23 protein-coding genes are annotated in these 26,512 nt (G+C 60.3%); 3 read left to right on the forward strand and 20 right to left on the reverse strand.

The annotated features are described in order from the left end of the window. Positions 1–16 precede the first annotated feature (16 nt). The 5 genes from C4K40_RS22180 to C4K40_RS22200 form a co-directional block, all read right to left on the reverse strand. Positions 17–2,668 carry a sensor histidine kinase KdpD gene (locus C4K40_RS22180; protein ID WP_053133176.1) on the reverse strand — a complete coding sequence of 884 codons (2,652 nt, stop codon included), beginning with the start codon at positions 2,666–2,668 and terminating at the stop codon, positions 17–19. A gap of 99 nt (positions 2,669–2,767) precedes the next feature. Next, the gene (gene kdpC / locus C4K40_RS22185) at positions 2,768–3,313 is read right to left on the reverse strand and encodes a potassium-transporting ATPase subunit KdpC (RefSeq protein WP_031320266.1); all 546 of its coding nucleotides are present in this window, start codon (positions 3,311–3,313) and stop codon (positions 2,768–2,770) included. Between the two features lie 32 nt (positions 3,314–3,345). Then, entirely contained in the window at positions 3,346–5,430 is a 2,085-nt protein-coding gene (gene kdpB / locus C4K40_RS22190; protein WP_053133180.1) for a potassium-transporting ATPase subunit KdpB, read from the reverse strand. Positions 5,431–5,440: 10 nt separating this feature from the next. Beyond that, complete coding sequence (gene kdpA, locus C4K40_RS22195; protein WP_053133183.1) at positions 5,441–7,135, reverse strand: potassium-transporting ATPase subunit KdpA; 1,695 nt, start codon at positions 7,133–7,135, stop codon at positions 5,441–5,443. An 11-nt stretch (positions 7,136–7,146) separates the two neighbouring features. Then, entirely contained in the window at positions 7,147–7,236 is a 90-nt protein-coding gene (locus C4K40_RS22200; protein WP_022640106.1) for a potassium-transporting ATPase F, read from the reverse strand. A gap of 326 nt (positions 7,237–7,562) precedes the next feature. On the opposite strand from C4K40_RS22200, the gene eat reads away from it, so the two are divergent. Together eat and C4K40_RS22210 are read left to right on the forward strand one after the other, a co-directional pair. Further along, positions 7,563–8,927 carry an ethanolamine permease gene (gene eat / locus C4K40_RS22205; RefSeq protein ID WP_053133186.1) on the forward strand — a complete coding sequence of 455 codons (1,365 nt, stop codon included), beginning with the start codon at positions 7,563–7,565 and terminating at the stop codon, positions 8,925–8,927. Between the two features lie 126 nt (positions 8,928–9,053). Then, complete coding sequence (locus C4K40_RS22210; RefSeq protein ID WP_022640108.1) at positions 9,054–9,221, forward strand: DUF2897 family protein; 168 nt, start codon at positions 9,054–9,056, stop codon at positions 9,219–9,221. Positions 9,222–9,262: 41 nt separating this feature from the next. Here C4K40_RS22210 and C4K40_RS22215 read toward each other — a convergent pair whose 3' ends face one another. Beyond that, positions 9,263–10,114, reverse strand: coding sequence for a DUF1989 domain-containing protein (locus tag C4K40_RS22215; RefSeq protein ID WP_022640109.1), 852 nt, complete (start codon positions 10,112–10,114; stop codon positions 9,263–9,265). Positions 10,115–10,129: 15 nt separating this feature from the next. Then, positions 10,130–10,783, reverse strand: coding sequence for a GntR family transcriptional regulator (locus tag C4K40_RS22220; RefSeq protein WP_022640110.1), 654 nt, complete (start codon positions 10,781–10,783; stop codon positions 10,130–10,132). 188 nt (positions 10,784–10,971) lie between these two features. On the opposite strand from C4K40_RS22220, the gene C4K40_RS22225 reads away from it, so the two are divergent. Continuing rightward, the gene (locus C4K40_RS22225) at positions 10,972–11,529 is read left to right on the forward strand and encodes a TetR/AcrR family transcriptional regulator (protein WP_031320267.1); all 558 of its coding nucleotides are present in this window, start codon (positions 10,972–10,974) and stop codon (positions 11,527–11,529) included. 22 nt (positions 11,530–11,551) lie between these two features. On the opposite strand, the gene C4K40_RS22230 is transcribed toward C4K40_RS22225, so the two are convergent. The 13 genes from C4K40_RS22230 to serC all read right to left on the reverse strand — a co-directional run bounded on the left by C4K40_RS22230 (position 11,552) and on the right by serC (position 26,441). Further along, the gene (locus tag C4K40_RS22230) at positions 11,552–12,346 is read right to left on the reverse strand and encodes an SDR family oxidoreductase (protein ID WP_053133189.1); all 795 of its coding nucleotides are present in this window, start codon (positions 12,344–12,346) and stop codon (positions 11,552–11,554) included. A 196-nt stretch (positions 12,347–12,542) separates the two neighbouring features. Then, positions 12,543–12,872: a ComEA family DNA-binding protein gene (locus C4K40_RS22235; protein WP_022640113.1), complete on the reverse strand. Its 330-nt coding sequence runs from the start codon at positions 12,870–12,872 to the stop codon at positions 12,543–12,545. Between the two features lie 110 nt (positions 12,873–12,982). Beyond that, positions 12,983–14,977 carry a nucleoside-diphosphate sugar epimerase/dehydratase gene (locus C4K40_RS22240; RefSeq protein WP_053133192.1) on the reverse strand — a complete coding sequence of 665 codons (1,995 nt, stop codon included), beginning with the start codon at positions 14,975–14,977 and terminating at the stop codon, positions 12,983–12,985. Positions 14,978–15,067: 90 nt separating this feature from the next. Continuing rightward, positions 15,068–16,087 (reverse strand): glycosyltransferase family 4 protein, encoded by a 1,020-nt coding sequence (locus tag C4K40_RS22245; RefSeq protein WP_053133195.1) that lies wholly within the window; start codon positions 16,085–16,087, stop codon positions 15,068–15,070. Positions 16,088–16,182: 95 nt separating this feature from the next. Next, positions 16,183–17,142 carry an SDR family oxidoreductase gene (locus C4K40_RS22250; protein ID WP_083456926.1) on the reverse strand — a complete coding sequence of 320 codons (960 nt, stop codon included), beginning with the start codon at positions 17,140–17,142 and terminating at the stop codon, positions 16,183–16,185. Between the two features lie 371 nt (positions 17,143–17,513). Next, positions 17,514–17,810 carry an integration host factor subunit beta gene (ihfB, locus tag C4K40_RS22255; protein ID WP_022640117.1) on the reverse strand — a complete coding sequence of 99 codons (297 nt, stop codon included), beginning with the start codon at positions 17,808–17,810 and terminating at the stop codon, positions 17,514–17,516. 124 nt (positions 17,811–17,934) lie between these two features. Beyond that, positions 17,935–18,216 carry a hypothetical protein gene (locus C4K40_RS32000; protein WP_083456927.1) on the reverse strand — a complete coding sequence of 94 codons (282 nt, stop codon included), beginning with the start codon at positions 18,214–18,216 and terminating at the stop codon, positions 17,935–17,937. A 183-nt stretch (positions 18,217–18,399) separates the two neighbouring features. Then, positions 18,400–20,094, reverse strand: coding sequence for a 30S ribosomal protein S1 (rpsA, locus tag C4K40_RS22265; RefSeq protein WP_022640118.1), 1,695 nt, complete (start codon positions 20,092–20,094; stop codon positions 18,400–18,402). A gap of 121 nt (positions 20,095–20,215) precedes the next feature. After that, positions 20,216–20,902 (reverse strand): (d)CMP kinase, encoded by a 687-nt coding sequence (gene cmk, locus C4K40_RS22270; protein WP_053133198.1) that lies wholly within the window; start codon positions 20,900–20,902, stop codon positions 20,216–20,218. Beyond that, entirely contained in the window at positions 20,902–23,109 is a 2,208-nt protein-coding gene (locus C4K40_RS22275) for a bifunctional prephenate dehydrogenase/3-phosphoshikimate 1-carboxyvinyltransferase (RefSeq protein ID WP_022640120.1), read from the reverse strand. The genes cmk and C4K40_RS22275 overlap by 1 nt, the downstream gene beginning before the upstream one ends. 28 nt (positions 23,110–23,137) lie before the next feature. Further along, positions 23,138–24,250: a histidinol-phosphate transaminase gene (hisC, locus tag C4K40_RS22280; protein ID WP_053133201.1), complete on the reverse strand. Its 1,113-nt coding sequence runs from the start codon at positions 24,248–24,250 to the stop codon at positions 23,138–23,140. A gap of 11 nt (positions 24,251–24,261) precedes the next feature. Beyond that, on the reverse strand, positions 24,262–25,356 hold the full coding sequence (gene pheA, locus C4K40_RS22285; RefSeq protein ID WP_053133204.1) for a prephenate dehydratase: 1,095 nt from the start codon (positions 25,354–25,356) through the stop codon (positions 24,262–24,264). Next, positions 25,356–26,441: a 3-phosphoserine/phosphohydroxythreonine transaminase gene (serC, locus tag C4K40_RS22290; RefSeq protein ID WP_031320272.1), complete on the reverse strand. Its 1,086-nt coding sequence runs from the start codon at positions 26,439–26,441 to the stop codon at positions 25,356–25,358. Before serC ends, pheA begins: the two co-directional genes overlap by 1 nt. Positions 26,442–26,512: the final 71 nt, after the last annotated feature.

Here is a 26,512-nt window from a genome sequence, read left to right on the forward strand (position 1 = left end):
CCTGCTGCCAAGCGCTTCACAGCTCACCCTCGAGCTCCGGCTGGGCCTGCAAGGGCAGGTACAGGGCGATGCAGGTCCCCCGCCCGTCGATGCCATCGGCGACACTGATATGTCCGCCGTGCGCCCCCACCATGCCCTTGCAGATCGCCAATCCCAGGCCTGTACCCTGGCCCCCCCGATCGCCCCTGGCGGCGGTGTAGAACATGTCGAAGATCTTCGCCCGCTCCTCCTCGGGAATACCCGGGCCCTCGTCGCTCACGGCGAAACTCAGCGCCTGCTCGTCGGCGCGAACCGCCAGGTGCAGGCGGCCATGGACCGGGGAAAAACGCGCCGCATTCTCCAGCACATTGACCAGGGCCTGTTCGATCAGCGCCGCGTGCACATACAGCAGCGGCAGATCCTGGGGCAACTGCGTACTGACCTGTAATGGCGCCAGCACCACGCGCAGGCGATTGAGCGCGCTGCCGACGATATCCGCCGGGGTGACCCAGTCGCGGGCCAGCTTCAAGGCGCCATGGCCAAGGCGGGTCATGTCCAGCAGGTTCTGGATGTACCGATCCAGGCGCTCGGCTTCATCCCGGGTACCCTCCAGCAGTTCTCGGCGATCCTCCAGGGGAATCGCCTCGCCCAAGGCCAGCAGGCTGTCGATGCTGCCACGCATCGACGTCAGCGGAGTGCGCAAGTCGTGGGACACCGAGGCCAGCAAGGCGCTGCGCAGTTGTTCGGTTTCGCCGTGCAAGCGCGCCGCCTCCAGGTCCTCGGCCAGGCGCGCCCGGGCCAGGGCCTGGGCCAGCGGCTGGCTGAGCGCGGTGAGCAAGCGCCGACGTTGATCACTGAAGATCGCACCCTCCCTGGGGCACACCCCCAACAAGCCCAAGGGGCCGTCATCCACCGACAGCGGCCACCACCACCAACGGCCAAAAGGCAGGGTCCCGGTGCCCAACCCCGCAGGTTGATCGTGCTGCCAGGCCCAATCGGCCGCGGCTCGCTCGGCTTCGGAGAGTTGCTGCGTGCCGCCGCTCTCGACCTTCCAGGCACCTTGCTCATCGCGGTTGAACAAACAGATACGCAACTCCTCGCGCCCGTCCAGGTGCTGGATCGCAGCGCTGATCACCGCCTGCCGATCGGTGGCAGCCGTGAGTTTGCGCGACAGGTCCAGCAACTCGCCGGTTTCCTCCTGGGTATCGCGCAGGGCCTGCAATTGCCGGCGCTGGCGGGCCGCGAGATTACCCGTGAGCGCGGCCATCAGCAGGAAGAACAGCAGGGTCAGCACGTCTTCTTCGCGCTGGATGGAAAGAGAGAAGTTCGGCGGGATGAACAGGAAGTCGTAACTCAGGAACGACAGCGCGGCGCAGGCCAGGGCCGGCCCCAGGCTGCTGCGCACCGCCACCAGCAGCACTGCGGCGAGAAATACCAGGGAGATGTTCGGCAGCGCCAGGATTCCGGCCACGCCCCAGGCCAGGGCACTGGCCAACAGCGTCGCCAACAGCGCAAGGGCATAGTCGAACCACATCAACGGATGCTTGACCCGCAACCTCGGCTGGCTGGGCAATGGCTCGCTGTCCAGGACATTGATTTCCAGGCCATCGGCGTTGCGCAGCAAACGTGCCGCCAGCCCGCCGCCGAACCAGCGCCGGCGCCAGCGACGGCTCGACTGCCCCACCAGCAACAGGCTGGCCCGCCGCTCGTTAGCGTGCTGGATCAGGGTCTTGGCCACCTCGCCCGCCCGCAGCAGGACCACCTCCCCGCCCAGGCGCTCGGCCAGTTGCTGGGCCGCCTGCAGACGCAAGCGCGACTGTTCGTCGCCAAGGCGGCCGTTATCCACATGCACCAGGCTCCAGGGCAAATGCCGACGCTGCGCAACCCGGCTGGCATGGCGCACCAGGCGTTCGGCCTGGAGATCACCGTCGACGCCCACCAACAGCCGCCCGCGCACCGCCGGTGCCGCTTGCCCGAGGCGGCGATAACCCTGGGCCAGGTCGTTGTCCACCTGGGCCGCCGCGGTCTGCATCGCCAACTCACGCAGGGCCATGAGGTTGGTCTGGCTGAAGAAGGCATCGATGGCCGCCCGCGCCTGCTCCGGCACATAGACCTTGCCATCGCGCAGGCGCTCCAGCAGCTCCCGGGGCGGCAGGTCCACCAGTTGCAGCTCATAGGCCTCCTGCAGTACCCAGTCGGGCAAGGTCTCGCGGACCTGGACCCCGGTGATGCCGCGCACCTGGTCATTGAGGCTCTCCAGGTGCTGGACGTTGACCGTGGTGAACACGTCGATGCCTGCCGCCAGCAGCTCCTGGATGTCCTGCCAGCGCTTGGCATGGCGGCTGCCCGGGGCGTTGCTGTGGGCCAATTCGTCCACCAGCGCCAGCTTGGGCCGGGCCTTGAGCAGGCCGTCCAGGTCCATCTCCTCCAGCAGCACCCCACGATACTCCGAGCGCAGCAGGGGCTGTTGCGGCAAGCCGCCCAGCAGTGCCTCGGTCTCGGCCCGACCGTGGGTCTCCACCACGCCGGCCAGGACCTTGACGCCCTGGCGCATCTGAGTGTGGGCGGCCTGGAGCATGGCGTAGGTCTTGCCGACTCCGGGCGCGGCGCCGAGAAAGACCTTGAGCCGGCCACGCCCGTCCCGGGGCAGCTCGGCAAGCAGCGCGTCGGCGCGACCGGAATCACTCATGGGGCATCTCTCTGCGACAAGACAATAGGTTTCAATCGTCACTCCTTGGGGCTCGAGCATCGCAAAAGCCCCTTTCGGGGCTTTTCCAGGCTCGCCAGGTTACAGCCGCTCCAGGGCCAGGTTCAGGGCCAGTACGTTGACCACCGGCGGGCCGATCAGCGGCCGTTCGGTGTGCTCTGCCACCAAGGCTCGTAGCCGGTCGGCTGGCAGGTTGCGAGCCGCTGCAACTCGCGCCAGTTGATAGTCAATCGCCTGCGGTGGCAAGTGCGGATCCAGGCCGCTGCCGGAAGTGGTCAGCAACGCCAGGGGCACTGGGCCCTGACCGTGCACCAAGAGCTTGTTGGCATCCTCGATCACCCGGGTCGCCAGCGCCGGATTGCTCGGTGCCAGGTTGCTGGCCCCGCTGGCCACCGTGGCAAAGGCGCCTGCGGAGGGGCGCGGGTGGAACCAGGCATCACCGGCAAAGCCCTGGGCGATCAGGGTCGAGCCCCGCACCTTGCCGCTGTCATCGCGGACCAGGCTGCCATTGGCCTGGTCCGCGAACGCGACCTGGGCCACTCCAGTGACCACCAGCGGATAGGCCACGCCGGTGATCAGGGTCATCAACACGATCAGGCTCAAGGCCGGACGCAATACGCTAGACATTTCTCAATCCTCGATGGGTCAATCCCGGCCGCCTACACCAGGTGGGCGGCGGTCAGCAGCAGGTCGATCAGCTTGATTCCGGTAAAGGGCACCACGATGCCGCCCAGGCCGTAGATCAGCAGGTTGCGCCGCAGCAGGTGGGCGGCACTGGCGGCCTGCACCCGCACACCGCGCAAGGCCAGGGGAATCAGCACCACGATGATCAGCGCGTTGAACACGATCGCCGAGAGAATCGCGCTCTGCGGGCTGGCCAGGTGCATGATGTTGAGCACGCCCAGCTGTGGATAAATCGCCGCGAACAAGGCCGGCAGGATGGCGAAGTACTTGGCCACGTCATTGGCGATGGAAAAGGTGGTCAGGGCGCCACGGGTCACCAACAGTTCCTTGCCGATCTGCACCACGTCCAGCAGCTTGGTCGGATCGCTGTCCAGGTCGACCATGTTGGCCGCCTCGCGAGCGGCCTGGGTGCCGTCGTTCATGGCCATGCCGACATCGGCCTGGGCCAGCGCCGGGGCATCGTTGGCACCGTCGCCGCACATGGCCACCAGGCGCCCGTCGTTCTGCTCGTGACGGATGCGCGCCAGCTTCTTCTCCGGCGTGGCCTCGGCCAGCACATCGTCGACCCCGGCTTCGGCGGCGATGGCGGCGGCAGTCAGCGGGTTGTCGCCGGTGACCATCACGGTACGGATCCCCAGTTTGCGCAACTCGGCGAAACGCTCGCGGATACCGGGCTTGACCACATCCTTGAGGTGAATCGCGCCCAGCAACCGGCCTGCGGCGCAGACCAGCAGCGGAGTGCCGCCGCTCTGGGCGATCTTGTCGATCTCGCGGGCCAGCGCCGGAGCCAGGTCATCGCGCTTGAGGCCAACGAAATCCAACACCGAGTCCACTGCCCCCTTGCGATAGGCCTGGCCACGATAGTCGACCCCGGACAAGCGGGTCTCTGCGCTGAAAGGCACGGCCACCAGCAGTTCGCTGCCCGGCTCGGGCTGTGGATAAAGTTCGCGCAGGTATTCGACGATGGACTTGCCTTCGGCCGTGTCGTCGGCCAGGGACGCCAACAAGGCGGCCTCGGCCATGTCCCCGGCGCTGATGCCCGGGGCCGGGTGGATGGCGCTGCACCGGCGATTGCCGAAGGTGATGGTGCCGGTCTTGTCCAGCATCAACACATGCACGTCCCCGGCGGCTTCCACCGCCCGCCCGGACTTGGCGATGACATTCAGGCGCACCAGGCGGTCCATGCCGGCGATACCGATGGCCGACAACAGGCCGCCGATGGTGGTCGGGATCAGCGTCACCAGCAGCGCCACCAGGAACACCAGCGGCAAGCTGCCATTGGCGAAATGGGCGAACGGCTGCAGGGTCACCACCACCAGCAGGAAGATCAGGGTCAGACCGACCAGCAGGATGTCCAGGGCCACCTCATTGGGGGTCTTCTGACGCTTGGCGCCTTCCACCAAGGCGATCATGCGGTCCAGGGTCGACTCCCCGGGATTGCTGGTGATACGCACCAGCAACCAGTCGGACACCAGGCGGGTGTTGCCGGTCACCGCCGAGCGATCGCCACCGGACTCGCGGATCACCGGCGCCGACTCTCCGGTGATCGCCGCTTCGTTGACCGCGGCGATACCTTCGATCACTTCACCGTCGCCCGGGATCATTTCCCCGGCATCGACCCGCACCACATCGCCTTTGCGCAGGTTGGCCGCTGGCACCAGCTGGAAGCTGCCATCAGCCCCCCGGCGCCGGGCGCTCAGGCCTTCGCTGCCGGCCTTGAGGCTATCGGCACGGGCCTTGCCACGCCCTTCGGCCAGGGCCTCGGCGAAGTTGGCGAACAACACGGTGAACCACAGCCACAGGGCGATCTGCACGGCGACGAAAGTCGGCACCGCGGTGTTGGGCACCAAGCACAGCACAGTGGTGAGGATCGCGGTCAGCTCCACCACCAGCATCACCGGCGAGCGCTGCAGTTGCCGTGGGTCGAGCTTGACGAAAGCCTGGACCAGCGCCGGGCGCCACAGGGCGGACAGGCTGGTGGCCGACGACGGCGCAGGAGAATGCTTGGCCTTGGCCGCCGCATCGGCGACCTTGTTCGAGGTGGGAACATGCATATTCATCATCGGATCCTCAGAAGCCCATGCTCAGTTGTTCGGCGATGGGACCCAGCGCCAGGGTCGGCAGGAACGTCAAGCCACCTACCAGCAAGATGGTCATGGTCAGCAAGGCCACGAACAGTGGGCCATGGGTGGGAAAGCTGTTCTGGCCTACAGGCGCGGTTTTTTTCAGGGCCAGGCTGCCAGCCAGCGCCAGCACCGGCAGGATGTAGCCAAAGCGACCGATCAGCATGCCCAGGCCCAGCATCAGGTTATGAAACGGGGTGTTGGCGCTGAAACCACCGAATGCCGAACCGTTGTTGGCGCTGGCCGAGGTGTAGGCGTACAGCAGTTGGCTGAAGCCGTGGGGCCCAGGGTTGCTGATGGCTCCTGCCGGTCCTGGCAAGCTGGCGGCCAGCGCCCCCAGCACCAGCACGCCGATGGGCATGACCATCAGGGTCAATACCAGCAGTTGCACCTCCCTGGCCTGGAGCTTCTTGCCCAGGTATTCAGGCGTGCGCCCGATCATCAGGCCGGCCAGGAATACTGCGATCAGCACATTGAGCAGCATGCCGTAGAGCCCGGCGCCGACGCCGCCGAAGATCACCTCGCCCACCATCATGTTGATCAGCGCCACCATGCCGCTCAGCGGGTTGAGGCTGTCGTGCATGCCGTTGACCGAACCGTTGGAAGCGGCGGTGGTGGTCACCGACCACAGCACCGTGGCCGTGGTACCAAAGCGCGTCTCCTTGCCTTCCAGCGGCGCTGTCTGCTCCACAGCCGGGTTGGCCAGTGCCGGGTTGGGCTGGTATTCGGCCCACAACGAGGTGGCGCCGCCGATCATGAACAGCGCCAGCATGCAGGCGATGATGGCCCGGCTCTGGCGCATGTCCTTGACGTAATGGCCAAAGGTGAAGACCAACGCCACCGGGATCAGGATGATCGATACCAGTTCGAACAGGTTGCTCCAGGCCGTGGGGTTCTCGAACGGATGCGCCGAGTTGACCCCGAAGAAGCCACCGCCATTGGTGCCCAGTTGCTTGATGGCGATCTGGCTGGCCGCTGGCCCCAGGGGAATCACCTGGTCGTTACCTTGCACGGTCAGGGCGTCCACATAGTGAGCGAACGTCTGCGGCACGCCCTGCCAGACCAGCAGCAAGGCCAGCAGCAGGCACAGCGGCAACAGGCCGTAGAGGGTGGCCCGGGTCATGTCGGCCCAGAAGTTGCCCAGGGTGCGTACCGAACGCCGGCCGATACCCCGGCACAGGGCCACCAGCACCGCCAGCCCGGTGGCCGCGCTGACGAAGTTCTGTACCGTCAGGCCGGCCATCTGGCTGAAGTAGCTCAGGGACGCCTCGCCGCTGTAGGCCTGCCAGTTGGTGTTGGTCATGAAGCTGACCGCGGTGTTGAAGGCCAGGGTCCACTCCTGCCCCGGCAGGTGTTGCGGGTTGAGGGGCAAGTGGTCCTGGAACAGCAGGATGATGAACAACAGGACGAACCCGGCGAGGTTGAAGGCCAGCAAGGCCAGGCTGTACTTCTGCCAGCTCTGCTCCAGCTGGGGATCGACCCCGGCGATGCGGTAGCACACACGCTCCACCGGCCCCAGGATCGGGGTCAGCCAGGTACGCTGGCCCTCCATCACTTTGTAGTAGAAGCCTCCCAGCCAGGGTGCGGGCACCAGCACCAGCGCGAAGAAGGCGAGGATCAGCCAATAGTCATAACTGTGCATCAGCGTCGCTCCTAGTTCCGATTCGCGCACAACAGTGCAATCAGCAGGTAAACGAACAGGCCCACCGCCAGCAGCAACGACACCGCGTCCAGTATGTTCATGGAATTTCTCCGAGGTACGGCGATCGCCGCGAATGGCGACATTGTCCGCAGGCTGCCTGTAAAGGAACGAGAGCGACGGGGTGGGTGGGCCATAAAGAAAGCGTAAAGACTCACGCCATGGCCGCTCTGGCCCGGGCGAAGGACGATAGGCCCTTGCCCCAAAGCGAGGCTGCCAAGCGCACCGGATTGCAACGCCCAAGACGGGCCGCGGTCGGGGAATATTCTCGATACGACGGTTTTCCGAACTTTGCGACGCCCCGTGGCCGCCTGGCACGACCGCTGCAACGCCCTGTCCCGGACCTTTCCAATCGTTCAGGACGCTATCGATGAACACAAGACTCAAGCCCACCCTGGGCACGCTGCATCTCTGGGGGATCGCTGTCGGCCTGGTGATTTCCGGGGAGTATTTCGGCTGGAGCTATGGCTGGGGCGTGGCCGGGACCCTGGGGTTCCTGGTGACCTCGCTGCTGGTCGCCTGCATGTATGCCTGCTTTATATTCAGCTTCACCGAACTGACCACCGCGATTCCCCACGCCGGAGGCCCTTTTGCCTACAGCCGTCGGGCCTTCGGCGAAAAAGGCGGGCTGATCGCCGGGCTGGCGACCCTGATCGAGTTCGTCTTCGCCCCACCGGCCATCGCCCTGGCCATCGGTGCCTACTTGAACGTGCAGTTTCCGACGCTGGACCCCAAGCACGCCGCAGTGGCGGCCTATGTCGTCTTCATGGGCCTGAACATTCTCGGGGTGAAGCTGGCGGCAACCTTCGAACTGGTGGTCTGCGTCCTGGCGGTCCTGGAATTGCTGGTATTCATGGGCGTGGTGGCCCCGGCGTTCAGCTTCAGCCACTTCGCCGCCAATGGCTGGGCCGGCACGGATCAGCTCGGTAGCGCAGCAGTTGCCGGCATGTTCGCGGCGATCCCCTTCGCCATCTGGTTCTTCCTGGCCATCGAGGGCGCGGCCATGGCTGCCGAGGAGGCCAAGGACCCCAGGCGCACCATCCCCCGGGCCTACATCAGCGGCATCCTGACCCTGGTGGTGCTGGCCCTGGGCGTGATGTTCTTCGCAGGTGGCGTGGGTGACTGGCGCAGTTTGGCGAACATCAACGACCCGCTGCCCCAGGCCATGAAGGCGGTGGCCGGCGACAACTCCGGCTGGCTGCACATGCTGGTGTGGATCGGCCTGTTCGGCCTGGTAGCCAGCTTCCACGGGATCATCCTCGGCTACTCGCGGCAGTTCTTCGCCCTGGCCCGCGCCGGCTACCTGCCCGCCTCCCTGGCCGGGCTGTCGCGGTTCCAGACCCCGCACCGGGCGATCATCGCCGGTGGTCTGGTGGGCATCGCCGCGATCTATAGCGATGGCCTGGTCAACCTCGGTGGGCTGAGTCTCACCGCAGCCATGATCACCATGGCCGTGTTCGGCGCCATCGTGATGTACATCATGAGCATGCTCAGCCTGTTCCGGCTACGCCAGACCGAGCCCGGCCTGCCACGCAGCTTCCGCGCTCCCGGTTATCCGCTGGTCCCGGCCCTGGCACTGCTGCTGGCCGTGGTGTGCCTGGTGGCCATGGCCTGGTTCAATACGCTGATCGGCCTGGTCTTCCTCGGCCTCATGGGGCTGGGCTTCATTTACTTCCAGTGCACCGCACAGTCGCGGGCCAATGCGCCGGCAGATGCCATGCTCACCGGACTCTAGAGACGCTGCCGGCCAGGCCGAACAGGCATACAATGGAACCCCTGCAAAACGTTTTGACTCAAAGCGTTACAAGCCGCTGCGGAGCGAACCTCGCTTCCGGCAGACGGCCTCATCAAGGAGAGCCCTATGCCCTGGTATGCCTGGTTGATTCTGGTGGTCGCTATCGGTTCGATCGTGGGTGGCCTGATGCTGCTACGCGATACCGCCAGCAAGGTGGAACTTACCGAAGAACAGCGCCGACGCGTGGCCGAACGCAATGCCGAAGCGGACGCCAAGGACGCCCGCGACCGGTGAATACATGGCCCCCTGCGCCTGCGGTGCAGGGGGCCATGGGCTCAACTTTCCCACTCGGGCGTGGCGATCTGCAAACCATGCAGGCCCTGGTAGGCCGCCCGTTCAGGCGAGCTCCAGCCCTCGAGTAACGCTGGCTCCAGGCGATAGACCTCGACCCCCAATGGCCGGCATACGCTGAGCGGGTCCTGCGCCTGTGGCCCCCACATCGGCAGGGACAAATCCCCGCCAGGGCAGGTCGACAAAGCGCAGAGCAGGTCGATTTCAGCAAAGAACTCCAGGTAATCGCCCTTGCCCGCCGGGCAGGCCTTCATGAAGTACAGGTCGTCGTGGTTCAGCCCTGTGCACTGGAAGATGTTCAGCACATCATGCACGTCGAACTCAGTCAGGCCGTGGGGCAGCACCGCCCGCGTCAGGTTGGAATGGCAGTGGTGGTGAAAATCCTCGCCGGTGAGCATCCGGTTCACATAGGGATCGCAGCGGGTTCCCAGCAAGTCATGCAGGCGCCCGCCATGCTCATCGATACCGTAATCGGCCAGGCTGTCGTCGGTGATGGTCACCAGCGGCCGCAGGAACGGCAGGTTCGACCAGAGCCGATCGTGAGTACTGACATGCGCTCCCTGCAACTGCCGGGTTCGGGCCGCCCATAAGCGCTCGCGCGGATCGTGGGCATTCCAGACGTTGAAATCGCCCACCTGTGGACCATGGGGCGTGGTGACCCGGAACACATGACCGGCTGGCACCTTCCAGGCACGTCCCGTGCGGATCGGCACCTCGAAACTCTCGATCAACATGCGCTGGCCAGGGTTGGCCCGAATGCGCTCGTAGAAGGCCGTGTCCACTTGCAACGCCGAGCCCTTACTGACCTGGTAGGCCGCGGGATAGTCCTTGTACATCGCTATGCTCCTCGTTCAATGACGCAAGGATGGATCGAACATGTTCAGCAACAGGCGCTCGGAATCATCCAGGTAACACGCCATGGCCGTTCCGGCCGACGCCGTGTCGCCGTCGGCCAGCCACCCATGGATCTGCCGGTCGCGCTCCAGCCAGGGGGCCTGGAACAGCGCCTCGTCTGGCGCGGTGCAAAACACCAGGCGCAGCTGCGCCACCACATTGGTGAAGAACTCGTCCAGCAATGGTGAGTCCAGCAACGCCACCACATGCTGGTGAAAAACCAGGCCATGGGTACCGACGGCGCGCCAGTCCTCTCGGTCCCTGGCCAGTTCGGCCGCCTCGATAGCATCGAGCATATGGCCCGACTGGCACTCGCGCAGCGGCCTGGCGCTGGCGATTGCCTGCAACTCCAGGGTCCGGCGCACCCTGAACAGATCGCGCAGATCGTCCCTTTCCAAGCGGCGGACCATCACTCCCTTGTGGCGCACATAACGTGTCAATCCCTCCTGCCCGAGGCAATGCAGCGCCTCGCGGATGGTGTTGCGCGAGGCGTTGTAGCTACCGGCCAGTTCGTTCTCCACCAGGGGCATGCCGGGCAAAAGGCGACCGCCGATGATGTCCGCACGCAGTTCCAGGCGAATCTGATCCGCCAGGGATAAACCAACGTTCATGAAAAGGCCTCAGGATTGTTCAACAATGGATGAGTGATCAGTAACCACTTATCGTGCCAACTCACCTGACTGTGCTTGGCATGGAAACCTGTCGCCAAGCTGTAGCAGCCAGCCAAAGCAGGTACAGAAGTGGATGTGATCGGCTGAACCCTGGTTAAAATAGTGGCCTTGTTGCGGAGGTTTCCCAGATGCGTTATTCAACAGACCACAAAGCCCAGACCCATAAACGCATCATCAAGGAAGCCTCGGAGCGATTTCGTCGCGACGGTATAGGGGCAACAGGCTTGCAACCCCTGATGAAAGCCCTGGGCCTCACCCATGGCGGCTTCTACTCCCACTTCAGCTCCAAGGACGAACTGGTGGAAGAAGCGCTCTGCTCTGCCGCCCAGGACCTCGATGCTCATTGCGCCAAGCTGTTCGCCCAGGAACATCCCCTGCAGGCATTCATCGACAACTACCTCTCCGAATGGCACCAGGAGTCACCACACCTGGGCTGTCCGCTCCCGACCATGAGCTCGGAGCTCGGCCAGCGTGGCCAACCCAGCGCCACCACCGACGCGGTGCTCAAGGCCAGGCTCGCGCAAGTGGAAGCGACCCTGGATGGCGAAGACAAGCCCAAGCGCAGCCTGATGATCATGTCGACTCTGGCAGGTGCGCTGATGTTGTCGCGCAGTGTGGAAAATCCACAACTGGCTGCGCAGATACTTGAAGTGGTACGCGAAGGCTTGAAGGAACAGGAGCGGTAACGGCAGCCGCTCCGTTGCGTGCTTATTTGTAACGGGCCGCCGCGCTGCTGCGTGAGAGGTTGGGGGCCAGGGCCAAGCGCGCCGCCACCATGGCCTGCCAATCCCCGGCATCGGGCAACGACGGCAGGGTAATCAATTCCCGCTGGTCGAAACCACTCAAGGCCGCATCGACCATCTCCCCCGCATCCATCACCATTTCTGCCGGGATAACCGATACATCAAAGCCCGCGCGCTGCCAGATCTCGGTACGAGTGACCCCGGGCAGGACGGCCTGGACTTGGACCCCGGTGCCTTTCAGTTCTGCCTGCAGGGATTGGCTCAGGCTCAATACATAAGCCTTGGTGGCGCTGTAGGTAGCGTTGAAACGCTCCGGCAGCAGGGCCACCACGGAGGCGATATTGATGATCGCTCCTCGCCCCTCCGCAGAAAAGTTGGCGGCTGCGGCGCTCGCCAAACGGGTCAGGGCCACCACATTGAGCTGGATCATCTGTTCCATCTGATCCAGGTCCGCGGCAGCCAGGGGGCCATCGGCCGCGACTCCGGCATTGTTCAGCAATAGGCTGATGTCCCGGTCATTGCGCAAGCGACGCTCGACCTCGAGCAGATCGCTCCTGGAGGTCAGGTCGGATTTCAAGACCTCGACCTGCACCGAATGGCTGGCTTGCAGAGTATTAGCCGCGACATGCAGACGCTCCTCATCCCGAGCCACCAGCAACAAGTCAAAGCCTCGCGCCGCCAAGCGCTCGGCATAGACCGCGCCAATACCGGATGAAGCTCCCGTGATCAAGGCCTTGCCTTGGGAACGAACCGAACTCATAGCTGCACTCCTGACGATGAATGAACCTGATGGGCATTCGCGATCTTGCAAGGTTGGCGAATTAAATATTACACATATAATATTTCCATCATTTCATGGAAAAAATCTACCTCGCCGATGAAAATTAGACTTCGAGGCCATCCCTTCTGAAGGCGAAGGCCGATCAATGATCGGCTTTCGTCTTGAACGGGGCGCCTCAGTTGACCTGGAGCTTGTCTCGGTTGCGCTCGAGGATGGCCTTGCCGATTCCCTTGACCTCTAGCAGCTCATCCACTGAAGCGAAGGGACCGTTTGCCTCGCGATAACTGACTATCGCCCTGGCCTTGGCCTCGCCTATGCCAAGCAGTTCGCGCTGCAAGAGGGTGGCATCGGCAGTGTTGAGGTCGAGCCTGGTTGAATTGGAGGTGGAATGTTCTACCACTTCAGTGGCGGCTTCCTGCACCTTGGCGATCGGTGCTGCCTGGGTGGCGAGAGAAAGGCTGGCCAGCAATGCAAAAGCCAGGGAGGAGAAATAAGAATTACGCATAATGACGCTCCATGACATCGAGAAGGAAAGCAGCTTTTCCAAAGCTGCCTTCCAAACCTAGGAGATGCATGGAGCAAGTCAAAAGCGGGAGAGTTACCGCTTGTGTAGATTCAGGGCTTGAGGCGCTGTTGCTGATAAACCCAATCGACTATTTCTCCGTCAGGTGTGTAACCGCTGACGGTCTCGCGCAAGAGCTGGCGAACTCGTGAATAATCATCGTTATCCAGTGCCAGCAGGAGTTCGCCGAGCTTGATCTTGAGTGCATCCCAAGACAAATGATCCTCGTTGGCGCTCATGATCATTGGGTGCTGGGTGGCCACGACGTTGTCGCCAATCAGCAACTCTTCGTAAAGCTTTTCACCAGGGCGCAAACCGGTGAACTCAATAGCAATATCTCCATGGGGGTTCCTTTCCGAACGAACACTCAACCCGGAAAGATGAATCATCTTCTCTGCCAGTTCGACGATTCTTACCGGTTCACCCATATCCAGCACGAAAACATCCCCCCCCTGCCCCATCGAACCAGCCTGGATGACCAGTTGGGCAGCCTCCGGGATAGTCATGAAATAACGGGTGATTTTCGGATGGGTAACCGTGAGCGGCCCCCCGGATTTGATCTGCTTATGGAACAGCGGAATGACCGAACCTGACGAACCCAGCACATTGCCGAAGCGGACCATGGTGAACCGGGTTTTATTGACCCGTGAAATTTTCGATGAGTCGTTGAACAGCACGGGGGCCAGTTCCTTGCTCAGCGCTTGCAAGGTGAGTTCCGCCAGGCGCTTGGTACTCCCCATCACATTGGTTGGCCGGACGGCTTTGTCGGTGGAAATCAGCACGAAATTGGCGACCCCCGATTGCAACGCGGCCTGGGCAGTATTGAGGGTGCCCATGACATTGTTGAGCACACCTTCGGCGATGTTGTGCTCGACCATCGGAACATGCTTGTAGGCCGCGGCGTGATAGACCGTATCGACACTCCAGGTGCTCATCACGCTCAAAAGCTTTTCATAGTTGCGCACCGAGCCCAGGATCGGCAGCAATTTCACCATCAGGGACTCCCGGGACAGGCGTTGCTCCAACTCGGCCAAAATGTTGTAGAGATTGAACTCGCTATGATCCAACAGTATCAGGGTGGTCGGACGTAGACTCAGGATCTGCCGGCACAGCTCGGAGCCAATGGACCCGCCCGCCCCCGTCACCAGAACCGTTTGTCCCTTGATGCAATGAGCCAGCAAATCACCCTGTGCAGGAACGGCGTCCCGGCCGAGCAGATCGGCAATATCCACCTCCTGGATATCGTCGACCTTTACCCGACCACTAGCCAGGTCCATGAAACCCGGCACGCTCCTGACATGGAGGGGGAAGCCTTCCAGAAACCCCAATATCTCCCGACGCCGGCTACGACTGGACGAAGGAATGGCCAGCAGGATTTCTTCTGCCCCGGTGTCATCGATCATTTGCTGCAGGTGCTTGGGTTTGTATACCTGGAGCCCGGCGATCATCCTGTCGGCGATGACGCTGTCATCATCGATAAATGCCACAGGACGCATCACACGCCCCAGGCGCAGAGCTGCAACCAACTGATTACCAGCGGCCCCCGCCCCATAAATAGCCACTTTGGGCAAACCATCATCACGACTGGTGAAAGGCACATGCCGGACAGCGGTGAACCAATCACCCAGGAAGTACTGGCGCATGGCAAGCCTAAGCCCTCCGATCATCACTAGGCTCAACCACCAGTAGTTGAACACGATAGAGCGAGGCACCACGGTCTGGTGATTGCTATAGAGATAAACGACCAGCGCCAGAACCAACGCAGCCAAGGTCACCGCTTTTACAATGGTAATAAGCGCATCATTGCCAAAGTAACGCATGACAGCACGGTACATACCAAAACGGATGAACAACGGGATAGCAATGATTGGCGCACTGGCAAATAGCCAAAAATGCACAATAAATGGATTGTTCAGCTCATCAAAACCCAGCCTGACAACGAACGACATCCACAATGCAATCCACACCAGAAGGATGTCGGTGATGACTTGCAGGATTCTTTTTTGTCTGCGTGGAAGCTTTAACAGACGCGTTCGTATTTTATCCATAATCCCTATTCTTGAACCTCGAGCCCTAGTCACAACCTACATTGACCATTGATAGATAGAAATCGCTTGGCATTGCAGAGCTAGTCCATCTCAGCCGGCCTTTTCCAACTCTCCCGCATGGAATCTGACGGCAAGAACAAACAACGGCACATAAGCCAACACTGCGCCGATCATACCATCCAAGCCCAGCAGACCTACGCATACGGCTATGGGGAACAACCACAATACATTAATTGCCAGCACCGCAAGGGTCACTGGCAGGTGCCGGCCATATCGGCGGGAGGCGAACTGATAAGCATGACTGCGATGTGCTTCGTAAACCTTGTCTCCTCGCAGCAATCTGCGCATCAAGGTAAAGGTTGCATCAACGATGAACACGCCTAGAAGAATCAACCATACCCAGAAAAATTTCGAAGAAGTCCAGGCTGCCTGGATAGAAAGCACGCCGAGAACGAGGCCAAGGAATCCACTACCTGCATCTCCCATGAAGATACGCGCCGGGGGGAAGTTCCAGTAAAGGAAGCCCAACACTGCCATGGCCAGGAGCAGTGGCCCCCAGATCAAGGATGTATCACCAGCCGCCCAATAAATAACGCATGCACCAAGGCAGGTAGTAACAGCCTGGACGCTGGCAATGCCATCAATACCATCCATGAAGTTATACAGATTGAGCACCCATACCAGATAAAGAACGGCGAAGGCGTGGCCGAACCAAGAAAGATTGAACGTTCCACCCAGCAACTGAATCGGTGGAAATCCCCCCAACCAGGCCAAAGCCCAGATAGCAGCCGAAAAATGGGCCAATAGTCGCCAGCGCGCAGCGATATGACCATGATCATCCAGAAAACCAACTACGGCTATAAGCGCTCCGCCACCCCATAATGCCCATATGTAAGGCCAGGGCATCTCAACAACTCCGCCTAAAAAGGGAATAGCAGAGAGAAAACTCAGGACAATAGCTACACCGCCTCCTCTCGGAGTCGGAACTGAATGGGAACTACGGTCGTTGGGAATATCCATGAGACTGCGCGTCAGCGCATAATGTCGCAGCACCCACGTTAATAAAAGTGAAGCACCGAGCACTACTAACATCAACCAGCTGATTACCATCTAGACTTCTAACCCCTAAATACAAAATAGAGCATTAACTGAAAACCCAGCACTCATTAACAATGAAAAAACACACAGTCACTAAAAAACATGAATCAGGTATGTTTCTCAAGAAAATTACTGGCTGCAACACTAAGTGCTGAATCCACACTTAATGGTGGCTTCCAACCTAATAACTCACGATTCTTGGCGATATCGACCTGGAGTGAACCACAGAGACGCTGCGAAAGAGACTTTTTACCCAGCATGAATGCCGCAAGTTTTAAAAACAAACTCGGAACAGGTAAAAGACGAGCAGGCTTATTCAATGCTTGAGCCATCTTCTTCAGTAACAGAGTCGTTGAAAGATCATCACCATCACTGACGAGGAACGTCTGGTTGGCAGCTTTGGGGTGATCGATACATGTAACAACAAGATCCACCAAGTTATCCAAAGCCACTAGGCTACGGCTGTTATTGATCGCACCAAAAGGCAACGGAACACCCTTGTTCAACCACTTCATCATGCTCAAGAAGTTCGCCTTGACCCCAGGCCCGTAAACAAGAACAGGGCGAATGATCACCACCTCCATCCCGGTCTGGGAAGCAATTCTCATGAGTCCCTGTTCCGCCTCCAGCTTGGAAATACCATAAGGATCCACCGGAGCTGGTTGAGAATCTGCGGTATAGGGGGTCCCGAAGGTTTCTTCACCATTGACCTTGATGGAGCTAATGAATATGAAACGACGAACGCCCTTAGCGGCAGCTTGCCGGGCGAAATTCAGCGTCCCCTCTACATTCACTTTCCGAAAAGATGCAAGAGGATCTTTGGATGATTCATGCATTACATGGACACGAGCGGCAGCATGTATGACCACTTCGCAATCCAGCAGCGATTGAGTCCAGTCCGTAGCACCATCGATTTGCTCGATCAGAGCACTGGTAACAGCAGTTCCAAGTGCTTGCATGGGCCTACGTAATGCGAGGGTCAAATCGTAAGTCGAGAATTTGGCTAAACGCTCATGAAGAGCGCCTCCCACAAAACCGGATGCTCCTGTCAAAAGAATCCTGGTCATTTCCTAGCGTACCCTCTCAAACCTGCGCTACAGACGATGCCTGAAACACTCAAAAACTGGCATTATGCGCCTACAATGCACCAAGGAGCTACATTTCCCTTAAAAATCCCTCACCACTGATCCTTATTCCGCAAACCGGTCAGTACAGACCACCCCAATAAGCTACAACAGGCGTAAACTGCAAAACCCACAACGAAAGCTCAAACTACAAGCACAAAAAAACCACACCCATCTATTGAATTGGTATGGTAAGAAAAAAGAAATACCTAAATGCCCCAGAACAGCGACAGACTCTGCTCTAGCAACACCGCAAGAGCAATTGGAGAGTAGTTTCTTCCTTATGAAAGCTTGAAGTCTTTCAGAGTCAAAACTTAAAAAGCACTGCCCTCTTCCTCATTAACCCGGTCCCTAAGCTCCTTGCCTGGCTTGAAATGCGGAACAAACTTCCCGTCCAAGCTGACCGACTGACCTGTCTTCGGATTTCGGCCCACCCTCGGAGCACGGTAGTGAAGTGAGAAACTACCAAACCCCCTGATTTCGATCCGATCACCGGTAGCCAAACACTGAGACATTTGCTCAAGCATAGTCTTGATGGCCAACTCGACATCCTTGGATGACAGCAGCCCTTGATGGGTGACAATTCGTTCGATCAACTCCGACTTCGTCATATTTTTCCCTTCTTTTTCAAGCAGCTAGGTCAGTGCTTAGAAGGTTTTAGCATGCCCAGAAGGTTTTGAACAGCCCACTCTCGTCGAGCAATATAAACGAGACGGATCCATACCGATCGAAATCTTAGCGACACATAACGAGCATTGTCCTCGTCACATACCCCGCCGGATTCCAACCAAAGGGATAATCGCCCTCCTCATCTTTCGCGTCGCTGGATTTGCTGAGGACCTTATAACCACTGCTATCGCACTCACGCGCAGCCCGCTCGTAGCACCTCTTCCAATCCGAGCCCAATCCAGAACAATCGATTTCTATGCCAGTGGCTCCACGAATCGCGTGGGTTTTTACAGTGGCCTCACAACCAACCAAAAACAACATCAAACCAACAACCATGAACCTGCTCATACTCCTCCCTAGGTCAGACTTCGTGCCACCTGAGTCACCCAGCGAAAACCAAGACCCTTACTTGCAATCCCCCCCTTAAGAGACCGCTGATTGCACGTCTTGGTTTCATCCCAAGATAGCCCTATCTGATTTCCAGACATAAAAAAGGGCGACCGAAGTCGCCCTTTTTTGGTGAACCAGAACTTAGTTCTGCTTCTCCATCTGTGCACGCAGCAGGTCGCCCAGAGTGGTAGGACCAGCAGCGATATCCGAGGTAGCTGGCTTGTCGCGCAGGCTCTGGATAGCTTCTTTCTCGTCTTCAACGTCTTTCGACTTGATAGAGAGCTGGATTACACGGCTCTTACGGTCAACGCTGATGATCTTGGCTTCAACTTCTTCGCCTTCTTTCAGGACGTTGCGCGCATCTTCGATGCGGTCACGGCTGATTTCAGAGGCTTTCAGAGTAGCTTCGATATCGTTAGCCAGGGTGACGATGGCGCCTTTGGCGTCAACTTCTTTTACAACACCCTTAACGATTGCGCCTTTGTCGTTCTCTTGTACGTACTCGGAGAACGGATCGCTTTCCAGCTGCTTGATACCCAGGGAGATACGCTCACGCTCTGGGTCAACCGACAGGATAACGGTGTCCAGCTCGTCGCCCTTCTTGAAGCGACGCACGGCTTCTTCGCCCACTTCGTTCCAGGAGATGTCGGACAGGTGAACCAGACCGTCGATGCCGCCATCCAGACCGATGAAGATACCGAAATCGGTGATCGACTTGATGGTACCGGAGATCTTGTCGCCCTTGTTGAACTGGCCAGAGAAGTCTTCCCATGGGTTGGACTTGCACTGCTTGATGCCGAGGGAGATACGACGACGCTCTTCGTCGATGTCCAGAACCATAACTTCCACTTCGTCGCCAACTTGTACGACTTTCGAAGGATGGATGTTCTTGTTGGTCCAGTCCATTTCCGAAACGTGTACCAGACCTTCAACGCCTTCTTCCAGCTCAGCGAAGCAGCCGTAGTCAGTCAGGTTGGTTACACGAGCGGTAACGCGGGTGCTTTCTGGGTAACGAGCCTTGATGGCAACCCATGGGTCTTCACCCAGTTGCTTCAGGCCCAGGGAAACACGATTGCGCTCGCGATCGTATTTCAGAACCTTGACATCGATCTCGTCGCCAACATTGACGATTTCGGAAGGATGCTTGATACGCTTCCAAGCCATGTCGGTGATGTGCAGCAGGCCATCGACGCCACCCAGATCGACGAATGCGCCGTAATCGGTGAGGTTCTTGACGATACCCTTGACTTGCTGACCTTCCTGCAGGGATTCCAGCAGAGCTTCACGCTCGGCGGAGTTCTCGGCTTCGAGGACGCTGCGGCGGGAAACGACAACGTTGTTGCGCTTCTGGTCGAGTTTGATGACTTTAAACTCGAGCTCTTTGCCTTCCAGGTGCGTGGTGTCGCGCACTGGACGGACGTCAACCAGAGAACCTGGCAGGAACGCACGGATGCCGTTAACGTCGACAGTGAAGCCGCCCTTAACCTTACCGTTGATAACGCCCTTGACCACTTCTTCGGCTGCGAAGGCTGCTTCCAGAACGATCCAGCATTCAGCGCGCTTGGCTTTTTCACGGGAGAGCTTGGTTTCACCGAAGCCGTCTTCAACCGAGTCCAGAGCAACGTGAACTTCATCACCAACATTGATGGACAGCTCGCCAGCATCGTTGTAGAACTGCTCAAGCGGGATCAGCGCTTCAGACTTCAGACCAGCGTGAACGGTTACCCAACGCGCTTGGTAGTCGATGTCGACGATAACACCGGTGATGATGGAGCCTGCCTGAAGGTTCAGGGTTTTCAGGCTTTCTTCAAAGAGTTCCGCAAAGCTTTCGCTCATTTTAATTCCTGTTGATAAGGGCGAAGATGCCGCCCATCTGCCACATTCCAGACAATGTGGGTTACGTTCATATAAAAGAAAGATCGCAGGACTATGACTGGTCCCCTACGACCTTCCTTGTTCACCCGGCGATATCGCGAAGGGCGATTTCGCTCAAGATGCGTTGCAACACCTGATCGATGGACAACTCCGTGGAATCCAGCTGTATGGCGTCAGCCGCCGGCTTGAGCGGGGCGACCGCTCGCTGGGTATCGCGCTCATCACGCGCACGAATCTCATCTAGCAGACTCGACAGACTAACACCATCGACCTTCCCCTTCAACTGCAAGTAGCGGCGGCGTGCACGCTCCTCGGCACTAGCGGTCAGGAAAATCTTCAATGGCGCATCGGGAAAAACCACTGTCCCCATGTCACGACCATCGGCGACCAGCCCCGGCAATTCGCGAAAGGCCCGTTGACGCTGCAGCAGAGCATCCCGTACCGCCGGCAAGGCAGCGACCTGGGAAGCCCAGGCGCCGACCTGCTCGTTACGCAGGTCGTCGGTCACATCGTCGCCTTCGAGAATGATCCGCTGCGGATGGCTTTCAGTAGCGCCCAGGAACTGTACATCCAGATGAGCCGCCAGAAGCTTGAGCGACTCCTCGTTGGTCAGGTCGACCCCATGGTTGCGGGCAGCGAACGCCAGCAACCGATACAAGGCCCCGGAGTCCAACAGACACCAGCCCAGATGCTCGGCCAGCTTGCCAGCGATGGTGCCTTTGCCCGAACCGCTTGGCCCATCGATGGTGATTACAGGCGCCTTGCTCATCACGACTGGGCCTCTTGGGCAACACGGATGCCGACCTGGGCGCACAACGCAAGGAAATTCGGGAAGGAAGTAGCGACGTTGGCGCAGTCATGGATGCGAATCGGCGCATTGGCGCGCAACGAGGCCACACTGAAGGCCATGGCAATCCGGTGGTCGCCATGACCATGGACCTCGCCACCACCAATCTGGCCACCATCGATGATGATGCCATCCGGGGTCGGCTCACATTTCACACCCAGGGTCAGCAGGCCGTCGGCCATCACCTGGATGCGGTCGGACTCCTTGACCCGCAATTCTTCCGCGCCACGCAGCACCGTACGCCCCTCGGCACAAGCGGCCGCGACGAACAGTACCGGGAATTCGTCGATCGCCAGCGGAACCAATTCCTCCGGGATCTCGATCCCCTTGAGCCTGGCTGCGCGCACATGCAGGTCTGCAACCGGTTCGCCACCCACTTCACGCTGGTTTTCCAGGCGAATGTCGGCCCCCATCAAGCGCAGGATGTCGATGACTCCGGTACGAGTCGGGTTGATCCCCACATGTTCCAGCACCAGCTCGGAGCCTTCGGCGATCGAAGCGGCCACCAGGAAGAAGGCAGCGGAGGAGATATCCGCCGGCACCTCGATATGGGTAGCCTTGAGCTTGCCACCGGAGGCCACCGAGGCGGTCGCTCCTTCGACATCCACCGAATAACCGAAGCCGCGCAGCATGCGCTCGGTATGGTCGCGAGTCGGCGCCGGCTCGGTCACAGTGGTCTTGCCTTCGGCGTACAGCCCCGCCAATAGCAGGCAGGATTTCACCTGGGCGCTGGCCATCGGCAAGGTGTAGGTCAAACCCTTGAGCTTGTGACCGCCACGGATCACCATCGGCGGGCGACCTTCGGCTGCGGTCTCGATCACCGCGCCCATCTCCCGCAACGGGTTGGCCACACGATTCATCGGACGCTTGGACAGCGAAGGGTCGCCCGTCAGGGTGCTATCAAAATCCTGCGCAGCCAGCAGGCCGGAAAGCAGGCGCATGGACGTACCGGAGTTGCCCAGGTAGATCGGGCCAGGTGCCGGCTTCAAACCGTGCAGCCCCACCCCATGAATGGTCACCCGGCCGTGATGCGGCCCCTCGATGACCACACCCATGTCGCGGAAAGCCTGCAATGTAGCCAGCGCATCCTCACCCTCGAGGAAGCCTTCCACTTCAGTGGTGCCCTCGGCCAGGGAGCCGAGCATGATCGAGCGGTGGGAAATCGATTTGTCACCTGGAACACGAATCCGCCCACTCAGGCGGCCACCAGGATTTGCCAGGAAAATCAGATCGTTGGAGTTCATAGCGTCCACATAGGCCCGGCGGGCCAGGATTTTACCGAAATGCTCGCGGGCTACCCGGGCGCGAGTGAATACGCCCAACAGCTGATGCCCGTCCCCTGCATCGACCGCGTCGCGCAAGGCGTCGAGGTCATTGCGAAATGTATCGAGTGTGCGCAGGACCGCTTCGCGATTGGCGAGGAAGATGTCATGCCACATGACCGGGTCACTGCCGGCGATTCTCGTGAAATCGCGGAACCCGCCCGCAGCGTAACGGAAGATGTCCAGATTTTCACTGCGCTTGGCCAGCGAATCGACCAGCCCGAATGCCAAAAGATGCGGTAGATGGCTAGTTGCAGCCAGGACCTCGTCATGCCGCTGGACCTGCATATGTTCGACATCTGCCCCCAATTCGCGCCACAAGCTGTCGACCAGCGCCAGCGCCAACGCATCCGTCTGCGTCACCGGCGTCAAGATCACCTTGTGCCGACGAAACAACTGGGCATTGGAGGCCTCGACACCACTTTGCTCGGAACCGGCAATCGGATGCCCAGGCACGAAGCGCGCCGGCATACCAGCAAAAGCCTCGGTCGCCGCCCGCACCACATTGCCCTTGGCGCTGCCGACATCGGTCAACACCGCCTGCCCCAGATCCATGCTCGCCAACTTGGCCAGCAATTTTTCCATGGCCAGGATCGGCACCGCCAGCTGGATCACATCGGCACCCTGACAAGCCAGGGCCAGATCCTCTTCGCAGCGATCCACCACCCCAAGCTCCACGGCCAATCGACGAGACTGCGGATCCAGATCAACGCCAACCACTTCGCGACAGATGCCACTTTCACGCAGCCCCTTGGCAAAGGAGCCGCCAATCAATCCCAGGCCGATCACCACCAGGCGACCGATCATAGGCACAGCAGATTGCACTGGAATGACATCAACCACGAGCCATGACCTTGGCCAAGGCCTCGAGGAAGCGAGTGTTTTCCGCCGGCAAGCCGATGGTCACGCGCAGGTGGTTGGGCATTGCGTAGTTGGCCACGGGGCGCACGATCACCCCTTCACGCAACAACCCCTGGAATACCGGCGCGGCTTCGCGCCCCAGGTCAACGGCAATGAAGTTGCCCCTGGACGGGATCCAGCCCAGGCCCAGCTCGCGAAACCCCGCTTCCAACTGCTGCATGCCAGCCTCGTTGAGGCGGCGGCTTTCAGCCAGGTAGTCATCGTCCTGCAACGCTGCGCAAGCCGCTGCCAGGGCCAGGCTGTTGACGTTGAAGGGCTGGCGCACGCGATTCAGCACATCCGCCACTACCGCGGTAGACAAGCCATAACCGACCCGCAGCGCTGCCAGGCCGTATGCCTTGGAAAACGTCCGCGAGACCAGTAGGTTCGGGTAAGCCGCCAGGAAATCCAGGCCATCAGGCAGATCACTGCCTTCGGCATACTCGATGTAGGCCTCGTCCAGCACCACCAGCACATGGGCCGGTACGTCCTGGAGAAACTCGTCCAGCGCCTCGGCATCGAACCAGGTGCCTGTCGGGTTGTTCGGGTTGGCGATGAATACCACCCGGGTCTGCGCATCGATGGCCTTGAGCATGGCGGACAGGTCGTGCCCCCAATCCTTGGCCGGCACTACCCGCGCCTCGGCCCCGACCGCCTGGGTGACGATCGGGTAGACGGCAAAGGCGTGCTCGCTGAACACCGCGTTCAGGCCTGGGGCGAGGTAGGCGCGAGCGACCAGCTCGAGGATGTCGTTGGAGCCATTGCCAAGGGTCACCTGCTCGATCTCGACGCCACAGCGCTCGGCCAACAGGGACTTGAGCGCGAAGCCGTTGCCATCCGGGTAGCGGGTCAGCTCGGCCAGCTCTTCGCGAATCGCTGCAAGCGCCTTCGGACTGGCGCCCAGCGGATTTTCGTTGCTCGCCAGCTTGACGATGGTGGCCGGATCGATATCCAGCTCACGGGCCAGTTCGTCCACGGGCTTGCCCGGAACGTACGGCGAAAGTTGTTGCACACCTGGCTGCGCCAGGGCGAGGAAGTCGCCACTCATTGTTAAATGCCTCAGAGAACCGCTTTCGGGTAGGAACCCAGCACCTTGAGTGCCACTGCTTCCTGACTGATTTTCTCCAGCACACCCTTGACCAGCGGGTCGCGGTGGTGGCCGACGAAGTCGATGAAGAATACGTAGGTCCATTTGCCACTGCGCGAAGGCCGGGTCTCGATCCGCGTCAGGTCGATGCCATTGTCATGGAATGGCACCAGCAGCTCGTGCAACGCACCTGGCTTGTTGCTCATGGAAACGATGATCGAGGTCTTGTCGTCACCAGTCGGTGGCACTTCCTGGTTGCCAATCATCAGGAACCGCGTGGAGTTGTCCGGACGGTCCTCGATCTTGTCGGCCAGACGAGTCAGGCCGTAAAGGCTCGCCGCCATGTCGCCGGCAATCGCCGCGGAGTTCCACTCGCCCTTGACCCGCTTGGCGGCCTCGGCATTGCTCGATACCGCGACCCGCTCCACATTCGGATAGTGGGCGTCCAGCCACTTGCGGCACTGGGCCAGCGACTGGGCATGGGAGTAGATACGACTGATGCTCTCGGTCTTGGTGTTCTCGCCCACCAGCAAGTGGTGGTGAATACGCAGCTCGACCTCGCCGCAAATCACCATGTCGTGCTCGAGGAAGCTGTCGAGGGTGTGGTTGACCGCACCCTCGGTGGAGTTTTCCACCGGTACTACGCCGAAGTTCACCGCACCGGCCGCCACTTCGCGGAACACCTCGTCGATGGCCGCCATCGGCTTGCTGATCACCGCATGACCGAAATGCTTCAGGGCCGCAGCCTGGGTGAAGGTGCCCTCGGGCCCCAGATAGGCCACTTTCAGCGGCTGCTCCAGCGCCAGGCAGGAAGACATGATCTCGCGGAACAACCGCGCCATTTCCTCGTTGTCCAGCGGCCCCTGGTTACGCTCCATCACCCGCTTGAGGACCTGGGCCTCACGCTCGGGGCGATAGAACACCGGCACCTCACCTTCGGCCAGGGAAGCCGTCTTCACCCGGGCCACTTCCTGAGCACAACGCGCGCGTTCACTGATCAGCTCCAGGACCTTCTCGTCCAGGGAGTCAATGCGCAGGCGCAAGGCCTTGAGTTCTTGCTCAGACATCAGCCATGTTCCTTCTCGAACTCCGCCATGTAGGCCACCAGGGCGTTGACCGCATCGAGGCCCAATGCGTTGTAGATGGAGGCACGCATGCCACCTACCGAGCGGTGGCCCTTGAGATTGAGCAGACCACGGGCATCCGCGCCGGCCAGGAAAGCCTTGTCCAGGCGCTCGTCGGCCAGACGGAACGGCACGTTCATCCACGAGCGGGCGTTGACGCTGATCGGGTTGGTGTAGAAGTCACTGTTGTCGATGAAGCCGTACAGGGTGTCTTTCTTCGCCTTGTTGCGCTGCTCCATGGCGGCAACACCACCCTGCTCCTTCAGCCACTCGAAGACCAGACCCGAGAGATACCAGGAATAGGTGGCCGGAGTGTTGTACATCGAGCCGTTGTCGGCAGCGACCTTGTAGTCGAGCATGGTCGGACAAGCGCTACGGGCACGGCCCAGCAGATCTTCACGAACGATCACCACCACCAGGCCACTCGGACCGATGTTCTTCTGCGCGCCGGCGTAGATCATGCCGTACTGCGACACATCGGCCGGACGCGAAAGAATGTCGGAGGACATGTCGACCACCAGAGGCACGTCACCGGTCTGCGGCACCCAGTCGAACTGCAGGCCACCGATGGTTTCGTTGGACGCATAGTGCACGTAGGCCGCGTTGGGGGTCAGCTTCCACTCGTTCTGGCCCGGAATGGCCAGGTAGTCGTAAGCCTTGGCGCTGGCGGCGATGTTGACGGCGCCGAAGCGACGGGCTTCCTCGATGGCCTTCTTCGACCAGATACCGGTCTCGACATAGTCGGCCGTGCCGTTTTCCGGCAGCAGGTTCAACGGGATCTCGGCGAATTGCTGGCTGGCGCCGCCCTGGAGGAACAACACCTTATAGTTGGAGGGGATGGACATCAGCTCGCGCAGGTCCTGCTCGGCTTTTTCGGCGATGGCCACATAGTCGTCGCTACGGTGGCTCATTTCCATGACCGACAGGCCCTTGCCGTTCCAGTCCAGCATCTCGGCCTGGGCGCGCTTCAGCACCGCTTCAGGAAGCGCGGCAGGGCCTGCGCAGAAGTTAAAGGCTCGTTTGCTCACATCCACTCTCGCTCTGCTTCATTTATGAAGCGGGGCGATCATGCTGATCGCCCCGCCGGGTTATTGCGCTA

This window comes from Pseudomonas sp. CMR5c, from assembly GCF_003850545.1.
GTDB lineage: Bacteria > Pseudomonadota > Gammaproteobacteria > Pseudomonadales > Pseudomonadaceae > Aquipseudomonas > Aquipseudomonas piscis.